Raw genomic sequence first — 22,650 nt, forward strand, 5'->3', positions numbered from 1 at the left:
ATTTATAGCGAAAATTTACGCAATCTTAAACTTATTTTTTAGGTTTTTTAGTTCCGTATAATGAACGTCCTTGTCTACGTCCATCAACACCTGAAGTATCAAGTGCACCACGTACGATGTGGTAACGTACACCAGGTAAATCTTTTACACGTCCTCCACGTACAAGTACAACACTGTGTTCTTGTAAGTTATGTCCGATACCAGGAATATACGCGTTAATTTCAATGTTGTTAGACAAGCGAACACGAGCATATTTACGTAACGCTGAGTTAGGTTTTTTAGGTGTCATTGTACCGACACGTGTACAAACCCCACGTTTTTGTGGTGAATTTAAATCAGTAAATTTTTTCTTTTTACTGTTAAAGTTTCTGTTTAATGCTGGTGAATCAGATTTTTTTGATTTACTTTGTCTTGGTTTGCGTACCAATTGATTAATAGTTGGCATTAAAAGTTCCTCCTTTCCTCTTTTATAATCCCACACATCCAGGTGGTTCATTTTAAGGGTAAATAAAATTTAGTAAGAATAATTCTTACTAATCTCATTTTAATAATGCAACGATGGCTGCATTAACGTTTATACCTACATACTTTCCTAAAGCGTGTTTGCTTTCGAAAAATGAAACAGGTATGTGTTTGTGATTGATTTGGCTTAACACGCGAGTCATCAGATGAACTTCTACGTCTTCAGCGATAATCAATGATGTAACTTGATCTTTATTCAAAGCTTTAAGCGTTTGTTTAAGACCAATAACATAGAGTTGTTTGTTAAAGCGTGCAACTTTTTCATTAGACATCTAGATATCCTCCAAAGTTCTGCTTGCATCAACCTTAATAATAATAACACTTTCATCACTGTAGAGTCAACTTTAAATCATATTTTTACATAAAAATTTAAACAAAGTGACCGAGCAATCCATGCCGGCCACCTTGTTTATTTAACTCTAAAATTATATTTCAGTAGTTTGTATTTCTTCTACAGTTTCTGGAGCCACTTTATCGTATTCAACATCTCTATAACGTCTCATACCTGTACCAGCTGGGATAAGTTTACCAATGATAACATTCTCTTTAAGACCGAGTAAGTTATCACGTTTACCTTTAATTGCAGCATCTGTAAGTACACGCGTTGTTTCTTGGAATGAAGCCGCTGATAAGAAGCTTTCAGTTTCAAGAGAAGCTTTCGTAATACCTAATAATACTGGTTTAGCTGTTGCAGGACGTTTACGTTCTTTAAATGCTTCACGGTTTGCATCAGTAAAGTTATGAATATCTACTAATGAACCCGGAAGTAACTTAGTATCTCCAGCTTCAATGATACGTACTTTACGTAACATTTGTCTTACCATAACCTCAACGTGTTTATCGTCAATTTCAACACCTTGCATACGGTAAACTTTTTGAACTTCTTTTAGTAAATAACTTTCTGTCGCATTTAAACCGGATACAGATAAGTAGTTCTTAGGCTCGATTGAACCTTCTGTTAGCACTTCACCACGTTCAACACTTTGTCCAACTTCTACTTTCAATCTTGATGTACCAGAAGCTAGATAAGATTTCGTTTCGTTTGCGCCTTTAATCACGATTTCTTGTTGACGATCTTTTGCAAGCTTGATGTCATCAACAACACCTTCGATTTCAGTAATCACTGCTTGACCTTTAGGATTACGTGCCTCGAAGATTTCTTGGATACGAGGAAGACCTTGCGTGATATCACTACCTGCTACACCACCTGTATGGAATGTGCGCATTGTAAGCTGTGTACCTGGTTCACCAATTGATTGGGCAGCAATTGTTCCAACTGCTTCACCAACTTCAACTTTTTCACCAGTTGCAAGGTTTTTACCGTAACATTTTTCACATACACCATGACGTGTGTTACATGTAAATGCTGAGCGGATATACATTTCCTCAATACCAGCATCAGTAATTTTCTTAGCGATATCTGCAGTAACTAATTCATCAGGATGAACAATCACTTCATTTGTTTCTGGATGACGGATTGTTTCTTTAGAATAACGACCTTCAATACGTTCAATGAACGGTTCAATCATTTCTGTACCTTCTCTGATATCAGAAACAAGTAAACCACGGTCAGTACCACAATCTTCCTCACGAACAATAACATCTTGAGCAACGTCAACAAGTCGACGAGTAAGATAACCTGAATCGGCAGTTTTAAGTGCAGTATCGGCAAGACCTTTACGAGCACCGTGAGTAGAAATGAAGTATTCTAACACTGTTAAACCTTCACGGAATGATGAAGTGATTGGCAATTCAATAATCTCACCAGAAGGTGCAGCCATAAGTCCACGCATACCTGCTAACTGTGTAAAGTTAGATGCGTTACCACGGGCACCTGAGTCACTCATCATGAAGATTGGGTTTGTTTCTTCAAGTGATCCCATTAGTTCGTTTTGAATTTGATCTTTGGCATCTGTCCAAATTTCAATAACTGCGTTGTAACGTTCGAAATCAGTGATTAAACCACGATTGAATTGTTTCGTTACTTTATCTACTAATTTTTCATGTTCGTCTAAAATATCTTGTTTATCTGGTAATACTACAATATCAGATACACCAACAGTGATACCTGCTTTAGATGAGAACTTGAATCCTAAGTCTTTCATTCTGTCTAACATCATTGACGTGTCCGTAATGCTGAAACGGTTAAAGACTTCTGCAATAATATTTCCTAAGAAATTCTTATTGAAAGGTTTGATTAACGGTTGTTCATCGAAGTAAGCTTTTAAGCCTTCTTCCCCAATTTCATTAGGTGCAATGAAATATTTTTCAGGTGTTTTATTTTCTAAGTTCGTTTGTGTTGGTTCATTGATATATGCAAATGAATCTGGAATGATTTCATTGAATATTACTTTACCAACTGAAGTTAGTAAGATTTTTTTATTTTGTTCTTCAGTGAAAGTAGGGTTGTTAAATGATCCCGCATGTACACCAATACGTGAATGTAAATGAACATAGCCATTTGCATACGCTTTTAGCACTTCGTTTGTATCATTATAAATCGTACCTGTATTCACTGCTTCTTTACGCTCTAAAGTAAGGTAATAGTTACCTAATACCATATCTTGTGATGGTGTAACTACTGGTTTACCATCTTTAGGGTTCAAGATGTTTTGCGCAGCTAACATTAACATACGTGCTTCAGCTTGAGCTTCTTTAGATAATGGTACGTGAACAGCCATTTGGTCACCATCAAAATCGGCATTGTATGCCGTTGTAGCTAATGGGTGTAGACGAATCGCACGACCTTCAACAAGTGTAGGTTCAAATGCTTGAATACCTAATCTATGAAGTGTAGGTGCACGGTTTAAAAGAACTGGATGTTCTTTAATAACGTCTTCTAATACGTCCCATACTTCATCGTCCATACGCTCAATTTTACTTTTCGCATTTTTAATGTTTGTAGCAATTTCACGTTGTACTAATTCTTTCATTATGAAAGGTTTGAATAGCTCGAGCGCCATTTCTTTAGGTAGTCCACATTGATACATTTTCAAGTTTGGTCCAACTGCAATAACTGAACGACCTGAATAATCCACACGTTTACCTAATAAGTTTTGACGGAAACGACCTTGTTTACCTTTTAACATATGTGAAAGAGATTTTAACGGACGGTTACCTGGTCCAGTTACTGGACGACCACGACGACCATTATCAATAAGGGCATCTACAGCCTCTTGTAACATACGTTTTTCGTTTTGAACGATGATGCCAGGAGCACCAAGATCTAATAAACGTTTTAAACGATTGTTACGGTTGATGACACGACGATATAAATCATTTAAATCACTTGTTGCAAAACGGCCCCCATCTAATTGAACCATTGGTCTAATTTCAGGTGGGATAATTGGAAGTACGTCTAAAATCATCCAAGCTGGATTATTACCAGAATGTCTAAATGATTCAACAACTTCTAAACGTTTAATTGCACGTGTCAATCTTTGACCAGTAGCTGATTCTAATTCATCACGTAAATGTTTAAGTTCAGCATCTAAGTCGATTTCTTCAAGTAATTCTTTAATACCTTCAGCGCCCATTTTAGCAGTAAATTTACCTGGGAATTTATCGTAGTAATCTCTAAATTCAGCTTCAGATAATAATGTCTTTTTCTCTAATCCTGTTGGACCTGGATTAACAACAACGTATGAAGCAAAATAAATAACTTCTTCTAACGCTCTTGGTGACATGTCTAATAATAGACCCATACGACTTGGAATACCTTTGAAGTACCAAATGTGAGATACCGGCGCAGCTAATTCAATGTGACCCATTCTTTCACGGCGCACTTTAGATTTAGTTACTTCTACACCACATCTGTCACAAACCATGCCTTTGTAACGTACACGTTTGTATTTACCACAACTACATTCCCAGTCTTTTGTAGGTCCAAATATTCTTTCACAGAATAGACCATCTTTTTCTGGTTTTAAAGTACGATAGTTTATTGTTTCTGGCTTTTTAACCTCACCAAAAGACCACGAACGGATTTTTTCAGGTGAAGCAAGTCCTATTTTCATATAATGGAAATTATTTACATCAATCAAGGAGCCTACCTCCTTCAATTTAGATTAGCTGTGCAAATTGATTGATTGCTCTATATTAATAACGAAATATTCCGTGTAGAGCGTGCACAATCAAGCACACATCTCTTCACGGCATATTCATTTATAAACTTAAATGCAATTAGTCTGTAAGTTCTTTTTGTGATTCTGGTGCATCTTTTTGTTGAAGATCCACTTTACGTTCAACTACGTCATCATCTTCAGTATCTTGCATGTCAATTTCATTGTCATGCTCGTCCATAATTTTAACGTCTAATCCTAAACTTTGTAATTCTTTCATCAATACGCGGAATGATTCAGGAACACCTGGTTTAGTAATATTTTCACCTTTAACAATAGATTCATATGTTTTCACACGACCTACTGTATCATCAGATTTGTACGTTAAGATTTCTTGAAGTGTATATGCGGCACCGTATGCTTCAAGTGCCCATACTTCCATTTCACCGAAACGTTGTCCACCAAATTGTGCTTTACCACCAAGTGGTTGTTGCGTTACTAATGAATATGGTCCAGTTGAACGTGCGTGTAATTTATCGTCAACCATGTGTGCAAGTTTCAGCATGTACATAACGCCGACTGAAATTCTGTTATCGAATGGTTCACCCGTACGTCCATCGTATAATACTGTCTTACCATCACGTGCCATACCAGCTTCTTCAATTGTTGACCATACGTCTTCATCACTCGCACCATCAAATACTGGCGATGCAACATGAATACCTAAGTTTTTAGCAGCCATACCTAAGTGTAGCTCTAATACTTGTCCGATATTCATACGTGATGGAACACCTAGTGGGTTCAACATGATATCGATTGGTGTACCATCTGGTAGATAAGGCATGTCTTCTTCAGGAACAAGTTTAGAAATGACACCCTTGTTACCATGACGACCACACATTTTGTCCCCTACGTGAATTTTACGTTTTTGAACGATATAAACACGAACTAATTGGTTAACACCTGGAGATAATGTATCGTCTCCTTCTTCACGGTTAAAGACTTTAACATCTAGAACAATACCACCTGCACCATGAGGTACGCGTAATGATGTATCACGAACTTCACGTGCTTTTTCACCAAAAATCGCATGCAGTAAACGTTCTTCTGCAGTTAATTCTGTTACACCTTTAGGCGTTACTTTACCGACTAAAATGTCACCATCATTAACTTCAGCACCGACGTATACAATACCACGGTCATCTAAGTTCTTAAGTGCACTATCAGAAACGTTAGGGATATCACGAGTAATTTCTTCAGGTCCTAGTTTCGTATCACGCGCTTCTGATTCATACTCTTCAATATGAATAGAAGTATATACATCATCTTTAACTAGGCGTTCACTCATGATTACAGCATCCTCATAGTTGTAACCGTCCCAAGTCATGAAACCTACAACTACGTTTCTTCCTAATGCCATTTCACCAAGTTCCATTGAAGGACCATCGGCTAATATTTCGCCTTTAGCCACTACGTCACCAGAAGTAACGATAGGTCTTTGGTTATAACATGTACCTGTATTTGAACGCTTGAATTTAGCTAATGGGTAGCGATCTAGTTCACCTTCGTATTCTTGACCATCTTCCTCAATAAGTTGACGAACAAGAATTTCATTAGATTCAACGTGTTCAACACGGCCTTTACGTTTTGCAACAATCGCTGCACCAGAGTCACGTGCTGCCACGTGCTCCATACCTGTACCTACAAATGGTGATTCTGGATTCATCAATGGCACTGCTTGACGTTGCATGTTTGCACCCATCAATGCACGGTTAGAGTCATCGTTTTCTAAGAAAGGAATACATGCTGTCGCAGCAGAAACAACTTGTTTAGGTGAAACGTCCATGTAGTCCATTTTTTCTTTAGCCATAACTGTGTTATTACCACGGAAACGACAAACAACTTCATCCGCTGTGAAACGTCCATTTTCGTCTAATGTAGAGTTTGCTTGTGCAACAACATAGCTATCCTCTTCATCAGCTGTTAAATAGTCAATTTGATCAGTAATTGCATTCGTTTCAAGATCCACTTTACGATAAGGTGTTTCAATAAAACCGAATTCATTCACACGTGCATAACTAGATAACGAGTTGATAAGTCCAATGTTTGGACCCTCAGGTGTTTCAATTGGACACATACGGCCATAGTGAGAGTAGTGAACGTCACGTACTTCCATTTGCGCACGTTCACGTGTTAAACCACCAGGTCCAAGTGCTGATAAACGACGTTTATGTGTTAACTCAGCTAATGGGTTAGCTTGGTCCATGAATTGAGATAATTGTGAACTACCAAAGAATTCTTTAATAGATGCAATTACAGGACGAATATTGATTAATTGTTGTGGTGTTACAGAATCTGTGTCTTGAATAGACATTCTTTCACGTACAACACGTTCCATTCTTGATAAACCAATACGGAATTGGTTTTGTAATAATTCACCTACTGAACGTAGACGACGATTACCAAGATGGTCAATATCATCTGTAAATCCAATACCACTTAATAAGTTAAAGAAGTAAGACATTGAAGCAATGATATCAGCTGGTGTAATACATTTCACTTCTGAATCAGGGAATGCATTACCAATCACTGTAGTTGTACGTCCTTCTTCATCGTTAGGGACATAAACTTTAATAGATTGAATTTCAACTGGTTCATCAATCACTGTACCTTCTAATTCAAAGACTTCACTGTTAGCATTTGCTTCAAGTACATCCATGATTTCGTCAAGATTACGACGATCAAGTACTGTACCTTCTTCAGCTACAATTTCACCTGTTTCAGTATTAACAATTGGTTCTGCTAATTTTTGATTAAACAAGCGATGTTTTAAATGAAGTTTTTTGTTTGCTTTGTAACGACCTACACTTGCTAAGTCATAACGTTTCGGATCAAAGAAACGAGAATATAAAAGACTCTTAGCATTTTCAACTGTAGGTGGTTCACCAGGGCGTAAACGCTCATAGATTTCTAAAAGCGCTTGATCTGTAGTTTCTGTACCATCTTTTTCTAAAGTATTACGTAAGTACTCATTGTCACCTAAAAGATCAACGATTTCTTGATCAGTTGAGAAACCTAAAGCACGTAATAATACTGTTAATGGTAATTTTCTAGTTCTATCGATACGTACGTAAACAACATCTTTTGCATCTGTTTCATATTCTAACCATGCACCACGGTTTGGAATAATTGTAGCATCGAAGTTGGTACGACCATTTTTATCTAGTTTTTCATTGAAGTATACGGATGGCGAACGAACTAATTGTGAAACGATTACACGTTCAGCACCGTTAATTACGAATGTACCTGTATCTGTCATTAATGGGAAATCACCCATAAACACTTCTTGCTCTTTCACTTCGCCAGTTTCCTTGATAATCAAACGTACTTTTACACGTAGAGGTGCAGAATACGTTGTATCACGGTTCTTGGATTCTTCTAAATCATATTTCGGTTCTCCAAGTCTGTAATCTACAAACTCTAAAGATAGATTACCTGTGAAATCTTCAATCGGAGAAATGTCTCTAAACATTTCTAATAAACCTTCTTCTAAGAACCAATCGTAAGACTTAGTTTGAATCTCAATTAAATTCGGTAATTCTAATACCTCTGAAATTCTCGCATAGTTTCTACGTTTACGATGTCTTCCATATTGGACAAATTGACCTGCCAAACAGATTCACCCCTCAAAAATTGCGTGTTTTACTTTTACTAAATCACCAAATATAATTAGACAAAAAGAAAACGGTAGCATACTCATGACACCATTTTCTATTTCACCTTATATACATTGTTAATTTATACGTAAAAGTACACACTTATTGAACATAAATTTTTACATTCTATTACTATATCAGAATACAGCTGTTTAATCAACCTTTTACACTTCTTAAAATGTAGTAGCCTTTGCGCTTATCTAATATTTCCACGTTATTGAATGTATCTTGCATTTTATTCTTCGCTGATGGCATACCTTGCTTTTTTTGAATAACAACATAAAGGGCGCCACCCTGTTTTAATTTACTTTTTGCATCCTCTAAAATACTATGAACGACTTGCTTACCTGCTCTAATCGGTGGATTAGTCAGCACAAAATCATACGTGTTATCTTCTACTTGTGATAGACCATCACTTTCTTTTATTTCAGCATTATCTATGCGGTTTCGCTTTTTGTTTTTTCTTGATAATGATAGTGCACGTTGATTGACATCAACCATTGTCACCTCATGATGTGGGGAAACCTTTGCAATCATTAAACCGATAGGGCCATAGCCACAACCTACATCTATAATTTTTTTCGTGGGACCAGGGGGATATGCTTTCAAAAAAGTTTTCACCAATAAATCAGAACCAAAATCTATTTTACCTTTGGAAAATACACCTGAATCTGTAACTAGTTCTAAATCATGGTTATCGTAGGAGTACGTAAAAAGCAATTCATCACTTTCTACTTCAGGATTTTCATCATAGTAATGACTCATGACACACCTCTTTAATCTAATTATTCTTAGATTAATACTATACCCATTTAATATAGGTATAGATCAAATAAGATAAAACCCCGTTATATGGATAACGGGGTTTTCATTTCTCAAAGATATCAGACTGTCCTAAGTGTTTAATCTCAACGTACCGAAGTAGTTGATGCATTAAGCAACACAAACAATCTTCAATATATAATTATAAACTGTTAGCCAGCTAGAATTATTTTAATTCTACTGTAGCGCCAACTTCTTCTAATGCTTCTTTAAGTTTTTCAGCTTCTTCTTTAGGTAGAGCTTCTTTGATTACTTTAGGAGCTCCGTCAACTAATTCTTTAGCGTCTTTTAATCCTAAGCCAGTAGCTTCTTTAACAGCTTTAACGACTTTGATTTTAGATGATCCAGCTGAAGTTAATTCAACATCGAAATCAGTTTTTTCAGCTTCAGCGTCTCCGCCACCAGCTGCGCCTGCTGCTGCTACTGGAGCTGCTGCAGTTACACCAAATTCTTCTTCAATTGCTTTTACTAAGTCGTTTAATTCTAAAACTGACATTTCTTTAATTGCTTCAATGATTTGTTCTTGATTAGCCATTTTTAATATTCCTCCATTAATTTTAATTAGTTTATGCGCAATTATTCAGCGCTTTCTTCTTTTGATTCTTTGTCTTCTCCAACAGCTTTAACTGCATAAGCGAAGTTGCGTACTGGAGCTTGTAGTACTGATAATAGCATAGAAACAAGACCGTCGTGTGATGGTAAAGTACCAACAGTGTTAACTTCTTCAGCAGAAATAACATTGCCTTCCATAACACCTGTTTTAATTTCTAATGCTTGATGATCTTTTGCAAATCCTGCGATAACTTTTGCTGGAGCAACAACATCTTCTGTTGAAGTAGCAACTGCAGTAGGACCTACTAAGAATTCATCTAAACCGTCAATACCAGCTTGTTGAGCTGCACGGCGAACCATAGTGTTTTTCAATACTTTGTATTCAACACCAGCTTCACGTAATTGCGAACGTAATTCAGTTACTTCAGCAACGCTTAGACCACGATAGTCAACGATAACTGTAGATACTGAGTTTTTAAGTTGTTCAGCAATAATATCAACTTCTTGTTTTTTTGCATCGATGATTGCAGACATTTAGACACCTCCATAGATTTTAGTTTGGTGCTTTTAATTTTGAATTTCTGTTGGTTGACGTTTGTCAGTTCCTCAGATTATTCAATAAAAAAAGCACTTTCTACCCGTGGCAAAAAGTGCTTGAAAGATCTAAAATCTTCACGTTCAAGTCAATTTTAGCCTCGGTAGGATCAAATTTTAAGTTATTTCTAACTCCTACTGTCTTAGGTAAAATAATACATTAACCAATATAACTAAATTAATGTACAATGTCAATATTTTTTAAAGACTGGAAGTAAAAACTTCCAGTCTTATATATATTTATTTATAAATTAAAGTTTAAAGCTTGAAGTATCAACTTTAACACCAGGACCCATTGTTGTAGTTACAGCAACAGATTTGAAGTACGTACCTTTAGCTGAAGCTGGTTTTGCTTTAGTTAATACGTCTTGTAAAGTTCTAAAGTTTTCAACAAGTTTGTCAGTATCAAATGATGTTTTACCAATTGATGCGTGAACAATACCTGATTTTTCAGCACGATATTCTACTTTACCTGCTTTGATTTCTTCAACAGCTTTTTTAACGTCCATAGTTACTGTGCCAGTTTTAGGGTTAGGCATTAAACCTTTAGGTCCTAATACGCGACCAAGTTTACCAACTTCGCCCATCATGTCTGGAGTAGCTACTACTACATCAAAGTCAAACCAACCTTGTTGGATTTTTTCTACATATTCGCCTTCACCAACGAAATCAGCACCTGCTGCTTCAGCTTCTGCTGCTTTGTCTCCTTTAGCGAACACTAATACACGTTGTGATTTACCAGTACCGTTTGGAAGCACTACTGCTCCACGGATTTGTTGATCATTTTTACGTGTATCAATACCTAAACGGAATGCTACTTCAACTGATGCATCAAAGTTAGCAATATTTGTTTCTTTAGCTAGTTCAACAGCTTCTTGAACATTATAGTGTTTCAAGCGGTCGATTTTGCTAGCTGCTTCTTGATATCTTTTGCTTTTTTTAGCCATTTCATGTTCCTCCTTTAGTGGTTTTAGCGGAATTTCCTCCCACATTTACTTGCTTTCACAAGTTAAGAGCAGATAACAGTGAGGTCAAAATTGTATTTTATCTTAGGAATTAAGATTCCTTAATAAATGACATTTCTCCTCATATTACGACAATATTGAACGCTGTCATCATGTTTGTCATTTCTGTCATCTGCTTCTATCGTCAATCTATGTTTTCATTACTAATTTATATTATTGAACTGTGATACCCATACTACGAGCAGTACCTTCGATAATACGCATAGCTGCTTCTTCGTCTGCAGCATTTAAATCTTGCATTTTTTGGTTTGCAATTTCACGTACTTGATCTTTAGTTACTGTAGCAACTTTTGTCTTATTAGGTTCGCCTGAACCTTTTTCAACGCCTGCTGCTTTTTTAAGTAGTACTGGAGCCGGTGGTGTTTTTGTAATAAATGTAAATGAACGATCTTCATAAACACTAATTTCTACCGGAATAATTAAACCTGCATCTTCTTGTGTACGTGCGTTGAATTCCTTACAGAATCCCATAATATTCACACCTGCTTGACCTAATGCCGGACCAACTGGTGGTGCTGGATTTGCTTTACCTGCAGGAATTTGTAATTTAACAACTTTTTCTACTTTTTTAGCCACGATGTGCACCTCCTTGATATCGTGATGTGGTCACAGGACTCAGTTTTGTCCTCCCACTCTTCTACATTTCGTGACGAAATGAACGCTCTATGAGCGCGACCACAGTATTATAACATTAATACATTTCATAAATCAATGGTAACGTGTAACTTTTTTTATAGAACCCCTTATCATTTTAATGATTAGGGGTTCTTAATGCATGAGCTTTAGCTCAGGTATTCCTTAATCTGAATCATTTTAATGATTAGGGGTTCTTAATGCATGAGCTTTAGCTCAGGTATTCCTTAATCTGAATCATTTTAATGATTAGGGGTTCTTAATGCATGTAAAGTAATACTTCTTGCTTTAGCAAGTTTAGTATTACTTATGCAAGTGCGCTTACACTTGTATCCCTTTAGAGTTTTTCCACTTGGTCAAACTCTACTTCTACGGGTGTTTCTCTACCAAACATGTCTACAAGAACTGTAAGTTTGAATTTATCAGCTTCAATTTCTTGAACTTCACCAACTTGGTTCGCAAATGGTCCTGATTTAATTCTCACTTGTTCACCTAAGTCGATTTGAACATCAATCGTTTTTTCTTTCATGCCCATTTGTTTAAGGATGAAACGTGCCTCTTCAGGAAGTAATGGATTGGGTTTTGATCCTGCACCAGCTGAACCAACAAAACCTGTTACACCAGGTGTATTTCTTACGATGTACCAAGATTCATCAGTCATTACTAACTCGACTAATACATAACCAGGGAATGTTTTTTTAGTTAATGTTTTGGCTTTGCCATCTTTAACTTGTGTTTCTTCCTCTTCTGGTATAACAACTCTGAATATTTGCTCAGTCATATTCATAGATTCAACACGTTTTTCTAAATTCTTTTTCACTTTATTCTCATAACCAGAATAAGTATGCACAGCATACCAACGCTTTGCGCCAACTTCTTCAGACATGTCGTCACTCCTATCTATTTGATTAACTCTATAATTCTACCAATTCCTAAGTCTAAGGCATAGAAGAATACCAAGAAAAATACTACTGTAGCTACAACAATGACTGTGTATTTAAATAATTCTTCTTTCGTTGGCCAACTTGTCTTTTCCATTTCTGACTTTACGCCTTGGAAGAAATTCTCTTTTTTAGCCATCTATAAGACCTCCGTATATTTCGTTATTCCTTATTTGCTTATTCCATACAACAAATCAAGCAAATACAATACTCTCAACTTAATTGGAAGGGCATATTTACTCAATTGAAAACTTTAATATGTCGTTTTGTTATTTTGATTCTTTGTGCAACGTATGCGCGTTACATCTTGGACAATACTTCTTTAATTCAAGCCTAGATGCAAGATTGCTTTGCTTGGGAACGTTATAATTTCGATTACCACACACTTCACAATTTAATGGCACTTTTTTCATTAGCCTTCCCCTAACTCATTATAATACCAATCTACTATACATAACTTCTGAGTCAATTGTCAATCGGCAATCGTGTATTAATACGCGATTAGCTTTTCGTTCAGACGATTATTATATATAATAAAACAGCTTTATTCTTCATTTTCTAAAAAACGTCTTAATTTCATTTTACAACGATGTATCGCATTGTAAACCACTTTGATTCGTATATTTAATATTCCAGCAATTTCTTTGGGCTTGTAATCATTCAATAGATAGCTCATGATACTTTGTTCTAATGTCGTTAACTTCATTATCCCCTGTTGAAGTTGCGTTCCCGCTTCTAAAGACAATATATATTTATCGAGTGGATAATTTGTTTTACTATATTCATAATCAACTATAAATTCATTAATAAGCATCGACTGTCGCTCATAGCCATACAATTTTTTACGGATATAATCATTTTTCACATTCTTAATCACACGATTGACATAATGCTCAATTGGTGTCGCGTCTGTAAAATCAAATTTTTTAAAAGCGTAATATAGCTTGATTAGCACTTCTTGACACAAATCTGCTTGGTCATTTGGATGTATAGAAAAATGATATAGCCGCTTACGAATCATCGGCGTTAAGACATTAAAAATATCAGGTATATTGATCGACTGTCTTATTGCTGTATGCTTGGTAGATGTGACATTTTGATTAAGGTGGTGTTTTGTCATTACTGATGTCCTTTCCTTGAAGTATAGAAAGATTACAGTAATTGCACTTCAAAAATCAAACGCCAATAAATCAGTTAATGATTATCCCCTCGTCTTAGCTTTTCAAATTCTTCAAGTATTTCATTTGAAAGCTCAATACGTGTTCTAGGTTTTTGTTCATTAAATCCATCTAGCTTTTTCGATACGGCAACTTCATTTTCTCTTAAGTCTCTCCACATCTCTCTTGAAGAAACACGATATGCTCCAGCTCCGAAGATGGCATGCTGCTCACTCATGTCGCTGGTAACTACTGTGATATGTCTCGTATGCTTATCATATAAGTCATATACATAGCGTTCGATATAACTATCTGCAGTTTCTTTTTCTTTTGTGAATATCGTTTTAACACCATGATACATATATTCAGTGGGCGCACCAGCTTGTTCATAGGCGTCAAACACACAGACAACTTCGTTCGCAATCACTGCATTATAATTCGCTATAGCAATGAGCAATTGTTCTCGTGCTTCTTCAAGATTATCTTGTGCAATACGACTCAACTCCTGCGATTGTCCAATCATATTATATCCATCAATGATTAAATAACGATCCTTCATGCCTTATCTCCAATATCGTGACGTTTACGGAACACTTCATACATCATCAGACTTGCTGCTACAGAAGCATTAAGACTGTTAACATGACCTACCATTGGAATGTTAATATAGAAATCGCATTTTTCTTTAACTAAACGACTCATGCCTTGTCCTTCACTGCCTATGACAATGACTAATGGCATTGCTGCATCCATTTCTCTATAGTCAGTTGAATTTTCTGCTTCAGTACCAACAACCCAATAGCCGTTATCTTTTAATGTTTCAATCGTCTGAGCTAAATTTGTCACTCTCATGACAGGTATATGTTGAATGGCACCTGTAGATGCTTTAGCAACTGTTTGCGTTAATGCTACTGAACGCCTCTTAGGAATGATGACTCCGTCAACGCCTGACGCATCTGCAGTCCTTAAGATAGAGCCTAGATTATGTGGGTCCTCTAAACCATCCAAAATCAGCACCGTCGATAACTTATCTTGCTCTTTTTGCTGCGCAACAAATGCATCGAAATCAGCATATTCATACGGTGCAATATATGCAGCAATGCCTTGATGCGGTGAATCTGATAGCCCATCTATTTTAGATTTCGGCACGGATTGTACTATTATTTTATTACTATTTGCTAATTTTAAAATTTCATTGATTTGACCTTTTTTAATTGTATCCTGTATCAGTATTTTATTAATCGTATGCCCTGAGATAATTGCTTCTTTTACTGCATGTCGACCAACGATTACAATCTCTTCCATAGTATCCCTACCTTTCATCTACAATTTGCACAATTTGTTCTAATAATTCCTTTAGACGTTCTTGTTCTTTTTCTAAGTATAGATAGCCTATGACCGCTTCTAGGCCAGAACTTTTTCTATATGTTTGGATGTCTGTATTTTTAGCTTTAGTATAACTTTTAGCATTTCTACCTCGACGCACAATATCTTGTTCCGCTTCAGTAAACCACTCATTTTCCATTAATAACTCTAATGTGCGCGCCTGGCTTTTAGCTGAAACATAGCGCTTTGCTTCTTGATGCAGACGATTAGGTTTTGCTTTTAATTTTAAAACGATATACGCCCGTACATGTTGATCTAAAACAGCATCACCCATGTACGCAAGCGTCAACGGGTTCAATAATTTATTATCCATATTAACCACGTTTAAATCTCACACCTTGTGGTGTATCTTCTAATATAATGTTTTGTTCTTTCAATTGGTCACGTATTTCGTCTGCGCGAGCAAAATCTTTTTCTTTTCTCGCATTATTTCGTTCTTCAATTAATGCTTCAACTTCTTCATCTAATAGTGCTTCACTGTCTTTACCTTTTAAAGGTACGCCTAATACATCACTAAAGATTTGATAGACTTCTTTAAAGTGTGCAATTACTTTCGTGGATGTTGTATTTTCCAACACATATTTATTGGCCAATTTGGCTAAGTCATACCATGCTGTGATTGCATTTGCTGTATTAAAATCATCATTCATAACCATTTCAAATTGTTTTAAAATGCTATCAATTTCAGTTATATAGTTACTTTGATCTTCAATATCTGTAGCGATTGCCTCGCGTTCTTCAATCGCTTGGTAACTATTGCGTACACGTTCCAAACCGCTTTTAGCTGCTTCAACAAGTTCCATATTATAGTTGATTGGACTTCTATAGTGCACACTAATCATGAAAAAGCGTAATACATCTGGATCAATTTGTTTAATGATATCGTGTACCAAGACAAAATTACCTAATGATTTACTCATTTTTTCATTATCTATGTTTATGAAGCCATTGTGCATCCAATAGTTCGCAAATGGCGCGTGGTTATGCGCTTCTGATTGTGCTATTTCATTTTCATGGTGTGGGAATTGTAAATCTGTACCACCTGCGTGAATATCAATCGTGGAACCCAATTCATGAAAGGCCATAACAGAACATTCAATATGCCATCCAGGTCTACCTTTACCAAATGGACTTTCCCAACTAATTTCTCCTGGTTTAGCTTGCTTCCATAAAGTGAAATCTAATGCGTCTTCTTTCTGTTCGCCTTGTTCAATGCGTGCACCAACTTTTAAATCATTTAAAGATTGATGACTTAGCTTGCCATAATCATCAAATTTACGTGTCCTGAAATAAACATCGCCGCCGCTTTCATATGCATAACCTTCATCAACGAGCTCTTTTATAAATTTAATGATGTCATCCATATGATTCATAACACGTGGATTTGATGTTGCTTTTTTTACATTTAATGCACCCACATCTTCATAAAACGCATCAATGTAACGATTAGCTATCGTTTCAACTGACTCATCTAATTCTTTTGAACGCTTAATTAATTTGTCATCAACGTCTGTAAAATTTGATACATATATGACTTCATAGCCTTGGTATTCAAAATATCTTCTTACAACATCGTAGTTTATAGCTGGTCTTGCATTACCAATATGAATATAATTATATACAGTTGGTCCACAAACATACATTTTAACTTTACCAGGTTCAATTGGTTCGAACGTCTCTTTTTGACGTGTTAATGTATTATATAATGTAATCATCTTGTATCTCTCCATTTCTTGTTTTCTCAAGTTGTTTTTCAAGTTCTTTTAATTGCTCATAAATTGGGTCAGGTAAATTGCGATGATCAAATGTTTTTCCAATCCGTCTGCCGTCTTGTTTCACAATATGTCCCGGGATGCCAACTACTGTTGAGTAGCTAGGAACTGAGTTAAGCACGACTGAATTAGCGCCAATATTTACATTCGAATTGATTGTAATATTACCCAACACTTTTGCGCCCGCAGCAATAAGTACATTATCTCCTATATCAGGATGACGTTTCCCTTTTTCTTTACCCGTACCACCTAAAGTAACGCCTTGATATATTGTGACATTGTCACCAATACGACATGTTTCTCCAATGACTACCCCCATGCCATGGTCTATGAATAAACGTCTACCAATTTGGGCACCTGGATGAATTTCAATTCCTGTAAAAAAGCGCGTAACTTGAGAAATTAACCTCGCTAATACATATTTTTTCTTTTTATATAGTTCATGCGCTATCAAATGACTCCACACAGCATGTACACCTGCATAAGAAGTAACCACTTCTAGTGTAGTACGAGCTGCAGGATCTTGTTCAAACACCATATTCACATCATCTTTGATTCTTTTCAAAATTCTAAACAAGGTTGCTACCTCCTTATAACAAAAGCACCTCTAACTCAGTTGTTAGAGGTGCTTTTGCACGGTTCCACTCTTATTTTATATAAGCAATTACTTAAATCAAATCCTATAGCTGATTGATATTCAGTATATCCCTTATAAGTCTCATTAAAGGTTATTAAGTTATGTACCACAAAGGTGCATTCTGTAATTTAGGTGATGTGCTCACAGCAACCGCACACTCTCTTGGCACCATCCATCACATACTAATCCTTTGATGATTTCAATGTTAATCATAGGGTGTTTATTGTAATTTTTCAAGTGTTATCTATTTAACACAACCTTTACAATTTACAGCACCTATTTATACATATTTTTTTAAACGTGCTAACACTTTATCTTTACCTAGCACTTCAATTGTATTTGGTAGTTCTGGTCCGTGCATTTGACCAGTAACAGCGACACGGATAGGCATAAATAATTGTTTACCTTTAATTCCCGTTTCTTTTTGAACTTCTTTTATTGTTTTTTTAATTTCAGTAGCTTCGAATGGTTCAAGTGCTTCTAATTTACCGTATAAATGATTCATCAATTCAGGTACCTGTTCACCTGCGATAACTTCTTGTTCATCATCACCTAAAATTTGCTCATCACGGAAAAATAGCTCTGATAATGGTACGATTTCTCCAGCATAACTCATTTCTTTTTGATAAAGCGCAACAAGTTTGCGTCCCCAATCTAAATCCGCTTCAGTTGGATGTTCAGGAAGTAATTCAGCTTTAACTAAATGTGGTAGCGCTAATTCAAATACAGTTTCAGTATCTTTTTGTTTCATATATTGGTTGTTAACCCATGCGAGTTTTTGTTTATCGAAAAATGCAGGTGATTTAGATAAACGTTTTTCATCAAAGATTTTAATGAAATCTTCTTTAGAATAAATTTCATCTTCGCCTTCTGGTGACCAACCTAATAATGTAATAAAGTTAAATAACGCTTCAGGTAAATAACCTAAATCACGATATTGCTCAATAAATTGTAGAATCTGTCCATCACGTTTACTTAATTTCTTGCGTTCTTCATTTACAATAAGCGACATATGTGCGAATCTTGGTGCTTCCCAACCAAATGTTTCATAAATCATTAATTGTTTCGGTGTGTTTGAAATATGATCATCACCACGAATAACATCAGAAATTTCCATATAGTGGTCATCAATTGCTACCGCAAAGTTATAGGTTGGTACGCCATCTTTTTTAACAATAACCCAATCGCCCATGTTATTAGAGTCGAATGAAATTTCACCCTTAACCATATCATCAAACGCAAATGTTGTATCTTTTGGTACACGGAAACGTATTGAAGGTTGACGACCTTCCGCTTCAAATTGTTGACGTTCTTCTTCAGTTAAATGGGCATGTTTACCACCGTAACGCGGCATTTCTCCACGTTCAATTTGCTGTTGGCGTTCTTCTTCTAATTCGTCTTCAGTCATATAACATTTATATGCTTTGTCTTCATCTAACAATTGTTGAATAAGTGGATTATAAATTTCAGCACGCTCAGATTGACGATACGGTCCATAACCTTTATCTTTATCTACTGATTCATCCCACTCAATACCTAACCATTTTAAGTTATCAAATTGTGATGACTCTCCGTCTTCTAAATTACGTTTACTATCTGTATCTTCAATACGAATTACAAAATCACCATCATAATGTTTAGCAAATAAATAGTTGAATAATGCAGTTCTTGCATTACCGATATGCAAATATCCTGTTGGACTAGGTGCGTATCTCACTCTTACACGATCACTCATTATGTTCACTCCCGTTTTATTAAATTAATTTTAATTTTTTCAAAAAGCGCTATTAAATTGACAAGACCTTGATGAACGCAATAAATAAGCCGAACGCGTGTCTCTTATCTACTTGTAGTCCATAAGGAAAATAACGCTCAACTATGAATAAGTTTATAATTTATCGCTTATTAATCATACCACAGCTTATCATTTTTAAAAGTATCTCTTGTCAAAGTTATCTACTTTGCCCACACATTTTTTATAATATGTCAAAGCAATTTTAGAAATACAATTTCGCTATCTATTGTAGCACTTTAGCTACTAATATGATATTGCCATGCTTAAATTTTTAATCCGAACTTCTAGATTTTAAATTCAAAAAGGGTTCATACAAAACGATAACGAAACACGCTACAGTTTCACATGAAACCCCTTGCCTTAATTTATTTTTTTCGCAAAAATAATTCTACCCGAAGACGTTTGCAATAAGCTAATAACTTCTAAATCGATATGTTCTCCAATATGTTTCTTAGCGTTATCAACAACAACCATTGTGCCATCATCTAAATAGCCAACCGCTTGTCCAGATTCTTTACCCATTTTTGTGAGTAACAAACTGAATCGGTCTCCTTGATGTACGGACGGTTTAATTGCTTCAGATAAGTCGTTTACGTTAAGTGCCTGTATACCTTGCACATGGCATACTTTATTTAAATTAAAATCTGTTGTAATAATGTGCGCTCTGAAATGTTGCGCTAATTTAATTAACATTGCATCTATATCACTATGTGTTTTCGTTGGATGGACAATTCTAGTTGGATGATCTGTATCATATAATGAATTTAATATGTCTAATCCTCGTTGGCCTTTTTCGCGTTTTACACTATCATTCGCATCTGCAACGACTTGAAGTTCATTAATAACACCTTGTGGTATCAATATTTCACCATCAATAAATCCACATTCTATAATATCCAAGATACGTCCATCTATAATAGCACTTGTATCAATGATTTTGGGAACGGCATTACGTGCATTGATTGACATAGAACGCGCCATATTTTCCGGTAAGAAAAGTAACATTTCGTCACGTTTACGCAAACCAAATTGAAAACCAAAGTATCCTAAAATAATCGTGATAATGATTGGCACAAAATGATTAATTACGTTATTGCCAATAATTTGGAATATAAAAGAGACCATAACTGAAATGAGTAACCCTATCATTAGTCCGATTGTAGCAAATAAAATTTCCACTGCACTTTGGCGCATAATAGTTCGTTCTAATTCTTTTAAAGCAAGTGTTATTTTCTTAATAAACCAACCAAAGATTAAAAAGAAAATGATGATTCCTAGTAATCCATTAAAGTAAGTATTTGTTAATAGCGGTAAATTACCTAATCCTATATCATTAAAGATTTCAGGTAAGAGGTACACACCTAAACTTGCGCCTAATATGATATAGCACAAGATAACAATAAGTCTTATTACGTTCACAGGTTAACGCTCCTTTCTTTTGAAAATTATTTCACCTTTGATTTTTAAATTTAACTCATCTTGAATCATTAATGTTTTGTTAATGCATATTTTAGAGCTTCATGGACATTTTTAACACCTATTACTTTTATACCTTCAGGAAATTGCCATCCACCTATATTTGATTCTGGTATAACAACGCGTTTAAAACCTAACTTCTCAGCTTCTTGCACACGTTGTTCTATTCGAGAAACACGCCTCACTTCACCAGTAAGACCTACCTCACCTATGAAACAATCTAGGCCATCTACGGTTAAATCTTTAAAGCTAGAAGCCGTTGCTATGATTATACCTAAGTCTACGGCTGGTTCAGTAAGCCTCACACCTCCAGCAACCTTGATATAAGCATCTTGTTGTTGCAGTAAATAGTTCTCTTTTTTCTCTAATACAGCCATTAACAAACTCAATCGATTATGGTCTATTCCTGTTGCCATACGCCTTGGATTATTAAACGTCGTTGGTGTTACCAGGGCTTGCACTTCAATCAATAACGGTCTAGTGCCTTCCATAGTTGAAACAATTGTAGAGCCTGGTACATTCGTTGAACGTTCTTCAAGGAACATTTCCGAAGGGTTTTTAACACCTTTTAATCCCGTTTGCTTCATTTCAAAGATACCCATCTCATTTGTTGAACCAAAGCGGTTTTTCACGGCCCTTAGAATACGATACGCATGATGTTCATCGCCTTCAAAATAAAGAACGGTATCTACCATATGTTCAAGCAGGCGCGGTCCTGCTATTTGTCCTTCTTTCGTCACATGCCCAACAATAAATGTTGCAATATTCATCTGCTTAGCAATGTTCATTAAACTTTGGGTACTCTCTCTCACCTGTGACACAGACCCTGGTGCTGAGCTGATTTCAGGATGGAATATTGTTTGTATAGAATCCACAACAAGTAAATCTGGTTTAATTTGTTTAACTGTTTCATGAATGACTTCTAAATCTGTTTCAGCAAATACATTTAATTCACTTGAATCTTCATCTAATCTTTCTGCTCTTAACTTCGTTTGGCTTAATGATTCTTCACCCGTGATATATAGTACATTTTTAGATTGAGATAATGCTGCGCAAATCTGTAACAATAATGTCGATTTACCAATACCTGGATCACCACCGATTAAGACAAGCGATCCATTTACAATACCTCCACCTAACACACGGTTAAATTCGGTCGAATTGGTCTTAACTCTTGGTGTTGTTTCGTGTTTGATGTCATTTAGTTTCTGCACTTTAGATACATTGTCTCGACTGCGTACGCCATGTTTTGGACTGGCTGCCTTTTGTTCGACAATTTCTTCCATTTGATTCCATCCGCCACAATTTGGACATTTCCCCATCCATTTTGGTGACTGATAACCGCATGCCATACATTCAAAAATCACTTTCTTTTTAGCCAAAACTGCACCTCCATCTTTCATTGAACAAATCTATTTTAAACCTCTGACAATTTAAAAACAAATTTTATTCTCAATAAAAATAATACACAATGTCTATATTCATATTTCTTAAATTAAATTTATTAATAATCTTACCGTTTCTTATAATGTGCTAAAAGCTATTTTTATAAAATACCACG

At 35.8% G+C, this 22,650-nt stretch carries 21 protein-coding genes and 1 other annotated feature; all 21 genes read right to left on the minus strand.

Translation table 11 applies throughout. The features are described from left to right. Positions 1-31: 31 nt before the first annotated feature. The 21 genes from rpsL to radA all read right to left on the minus strand — a co-directional run bounded on the left by rpsL (position 32) and on the right by radA (position 22,471). Complete coding sequence (gene rpsL, locus BTJ66_RS08295) at positions 32-445, minus strand: 30S ribosomal protein S12 (RefSeq protein WP_002484156.1); 414 nt, start codon at positions 443-445, stop codon at positions 32-34. Positions 446-539: 94 nt separating this feature from the next. Beyond that, complete coding sequence (locus BTJ66_RS08300) at positions 540-794, minus strand: ribosomal L7Ae/L30e/S12e/Gadd45 family protein (RefSeq protein WP_099090502.1); 255 nt, start codon at positions 792-794, stop codon at positions 540-542. A 153-nt stretch (positions 795-947) separates the two neighbouring features. Beyond that, positions 948-4,538, minus strand: coding sequence for a DNA-directed RNA polymerase subunit beta' (gene rpoC, locus BTJ66_RS08305; protein ID WP_161940547.1), 3,591 nt, complete (start codon positions 4,536-4,538; stop codon positions 948-950). Between the two features lie 166 nt (positions 4,539-4,704). Beyond that, on the minus strand, positions 4,705-8,256 hold the full coding sequence (gene rpoB, locus BTJ66_RS08310; RefSeq protein ID WP_099090504.1) for a DNA-directed RNA polymerase subunit beta: 3,552 nt from the start codon (positions 8,254-8,256) through the stop codon (positions 4,705-4,707). 199 nt (positions 8,257-8,455) lie between these two features. Further along, entirely contained in the window at positions 8,456-9,064 is a 609-nt protein-coding gene (locus tag BTJ66_RS08315) for a class I SAM-dependent methyltransferase (protein WP_099090505.1), read from the minus strand. Between the two features lie 223 nt (positions 9,065-9,287). Beyond that, positions 9,288-9,656 (minus strand): 50S ribosomal protein L7/L12, encoded by a 369-nt coding sequence (gene rplL, locus BTJ66_RS08320; RefSeq protein WP_099090506.1) that lies wholly within the window; start codon positions 9,654-9,656, stop codon positions 9,288-9,290. Positions 9,657-9,697: 41 nt separating this feature from the next. Then, a complete protein-coding gene (rplJ, locus tag BTJ66_RS08325) occupies positions 9,698-10,207 on the minus strand; it encodes a 50S ribosomal protein L10 (protein ID WP_099090507.1) in 510 nt (169 codons plus the stop codon). Between the two features lie 78 nt (positions 10,208-10,285). Beyond that, positions 10,286-10,433: a sequence feature (ribosomal protein L10 leader region), on the minus strand. An 85-nt stretch (positions 10,434-10,518) separates the two neighbouring features. After that, on the minus strand, positions 10,519-11,214 hold the full coding sequence (gene rplA, locus BTJ66_RS08335) for a 50S ribosomal protein L1 (protein WP_099090508.1): 696 nt from the start codon (positions 11,212-11,214) through the stop codon (positions 10,519-10,521). Between the two features lie 231 nt (positions 11,215-11,445). Further along, positions 11,446-11,868, minus strand: a complete 423-nt coding sequence (gene rplK, locus BTJ66_RS08340; protein WP_002484165.1) for a 50S ribosomal protein L11 — start codon at positions 11,866-11,868, stop codon at positions 11,446-11,448. Positions 11,869-12,262: 394 nt separating this feature from the next. Next, on the minus strand, positions 12,263-12,811 hold the full coding sequence (gene nusG, locus BTJ66_RS08345) for a transcription termination/antitermination protein NusG (protein ID WP_011303841.1): 549 nt from the start codon (positions 12,809-12,811) through the stop codon (positions 12,263-12,265). A 14-nt stretch (positions 12,812-12,825) separates the two neighbouring features. Then, on the minus strand, positions 12,826-13,005 hold the full coding sequence (gene secE / locus BTJ66_RS08350) for a preprotein translocase subunit SecE (RefSeq protein ID WP_002484168.1): 180 nt from the start codon (positions 13,003-13,005) through the stop codon (positions 12,826-12,828). Positions 13,006-13,135: 130 nt separating this feature from the next. Further along, complete coding sequence (gene rpmG / locus BTJ66_RS08355; protein ID WP_011303843.1) at positions 13,136-13,279, minus strand: 50S ribosomal protein L33; 144 nt, start codon at positions 13,277-13,279, stop codon at positions 13,136-13,138. A gap of 131 nt (positions 13,280-13,410) precedes the next feature. Continuing rightward, positions 13,411-13,986, minus strand: coding sequence for an RNA polymerase sigma factor (locus tag BTJ66_RS08360; RefSeq protein WP_099090509.1), 576 nt, complete (start codon positions 13,984-13,986; stop codon positions 13,411-13,413). Between the two features lie 74 nt (positions 13,987-14,060). After that, on the minus strand, positions 14,061-14,582 hold the full coding sequence (locus tag BTJ66_RS08365; RefSeq protein ID WP_099090510.1) for an NYN domain-containing protein: 522 nt from the start codon (positions 14,580-14,582) through the stop codon (positions 14,061-14,063). Next, positions 14,579-15,328 (minus strand): 23S rRNA (guanosine(2251)-2'-O)-methyltransferase RlmB, encoded by a 750-nt coding sequence (gene rlmB, locus BTJ66_RS08370; RefSeq protein ID WP_099090511.1) that lies wholly within the window; start codon positions 15,326-15,328, stop codon positions 14,579-14,581. The genes BTJ66_RS08365 and rlmB overlap by 4 nt, the downstream gene beginning before the upstream one ends. A gap of 7 nt (positions 15,329-15,335) precedes the next feature. Then, positions 15,336-15,722 carry a Mini-ribonuclease 3 gene (locus tag BTJ66_RS08375; RefSeq protein ID WP_099090528.1) on the minus strand — a complete coding sequence of 129 codons (387 nt, stop codon included), beginning with the start codon at positions 15,720-15,722 and terminating at the stop codon, positions 15,336-15,338. A 1-nt stretch (position 15,723) separates the two neighbouring features. Then, the gene (cysS, locus tag BTJ66_RS08380) at positions 15,724-17,124 is read right to left on the minus strand and encodes a cysteine--tRNA ligase (RefSeq protein WP_099090512.1); all 1,401 of its coding nucleotides are present in this window, start codon (positions 17,122-17,124) and stop codon (positions 15,724-15,726) included. Next, complete coding sequence (gene cysE / locus BTJ66_RS08385) at positions 17,108-17,749, minus strand: serine O-acetyltransferase (protein WP_099090527.1); 642 nt, start codon at positions 17,747-17,749, stop codon at positions 17,108-17,110. The genes cysS and cysE overlap by 17 nt, the downstream gene beginning before the upstream one ends. Positions 17,750-18,098: 349 nt before the next feature. Then, positions 18,099-19,553 (minus strand): glutamate--tRNA ligase, encoded by a 1,455-nt coding sequence (gene gltX, locus BTJ66_RS08390; protein ID WP_099090513.1) that lies wholly within the window; start codon positions 19,551-19,553, stop codon positions 18,099-18,101. Between the two features lie 420 nt (positions 19,554-19,973). Further along, positions 19,974-21,032: a PIN/TRAM domain-containing protein gene (locus BTJ66_RS08395; protein ID WP_099090514.1), complete on the minus strand. Its 1,059-nt coding sequence runs from the start codon at positions 21,030-21,032 to the stop codon at positions 19,974-19,976. 68 nt (positions 21,033-21,100) lie between these two features. After that, complete coding sequence (gene radA, locus BTJ66_RS08400; protein ID WP_099090515.1) at positions 21,101-22,471, minus strand: DNA repair protein RadA; 1,371 nt, start codon at positions 22,469-22,471, stop codon at positions 21,101-21,103. Positions 22,472-22,650 lie beyond the last annotated feature (179 nt).

The organism is Staphylococcus edaphicus (assembly GCF_002614725.1).
Classification (GTDB): Bacteria; Bacillota; Bacilli; order Staphylococcales; family Staphylococcaceae; genus Staphylococcus; species Staphylococcus edaphicus.

Bases quoted from the DNA above. Each gene is read 5' to 3' on its own strand.
- rpsL (WP_002484156.1), bottom strand. From the start codon at position 445: ATGCCAACTATTAATCAATTGGTACGCAAACCAAGACAAAGTAAATCA.
- BTJ66_RS08300 (WP_099090502.1), bottom strand. From the start codon at position 794: ATGTCTAATGAAAAAGTTGCACGCTTTAACAAACAACTCTATGTTATT.
- rpoC (WP_161940547.1), bottom strand. From the start codon at position 4,538: ATGAAAATAGGACTTGCTTCACCTGAAAAAATCCGTTCGTGGTCTTTT.
- BTJ66_RS08315 (WP_099090505.1), bottom strand. From the start codon at position 9,064: ATGAGTCATTACTATGATGAAAATCCTGAAGTAGAAAGTGATGAATTG.
- rplL (WP_099090506.1), bottom strand. From the start codon at position 9,656: ATGGCTAATCAAGAACAAATCATTGAAGCAATTAAAGAAATGTCAGTT.
- rplJ (WP_099090507.1), bottom strand. From the start codon at position 10,207: ATGTCTGCAATCATCGATGCAAAAAAACAAGAAGTTGATATTATTGCT.
- rplA (WP_099090508.1), bottom strand. From the start codon at position 11,214: ATGGCTAAAAAAAGCAAAAGATATCAAGAAGCAGCTAGCAAAATCGAC.
- nusG (WP_011303841.1), bottom strand. From the start codon at position 12,811: ATGTCTGAAGAAGTTGGCGCAAAGCGTTGGTATGCTGTGCATACTTAT.
- secE (WP_002484168.1), bottom strand. From the start codon at position 13,005: ATGGCTAAAAAAGAGAATTTCTTCCAAGGCGTAAAGTCAGAAATGGAA.
- rpmG (WP_011303843.1), bottom strand. From the start codon at position 13,279: ATGAAAAAAGTGCCATTAAATTGTGAAGTGTGTGGTAATCGAAATTAT.
- BTJ66_RS08360 (WP_099090509.1), bottom strand. From the start codon at position 13,986: ATGACAAAACACCACCTTAATCAAAATGTCACATCTACCAAGCATACA.
- BTJ66_RS08365 (WP_099090510.1), bottom strand. From the start codon at position 14,582: ATGAAGGATCGTTATTTAATCATTGATGGATATAATATGATTGGACAA.
- rlmB (WP_099090511.1), bottom strand. From the start codon at position 15,328: ATGGAAGAGATTGTAATCGTTGGTCGACATGCAGTAAAAGAAGCAATT.
- BTJ66_RS08375 (WP_099090528.1), bottom strand. From the start codon at position 15,722: ATGGATAATAAATTATTGAACCCGTTGACGCTTGCGTACATGGGTGAT.
- cysS (WP_099090512.1), bottom strand. From the start codon at position 17,124: ATGATTACATTATATAATACATTAACACGTCAAAAAGAGACGTTCGAA.
- gltX (WP_099090513.1), bottom strand. From the start codon at position 19,553: ATGAGTGATCGTGTAAGAGTGAGATACGCACCTAGTCCAACAGGATAT.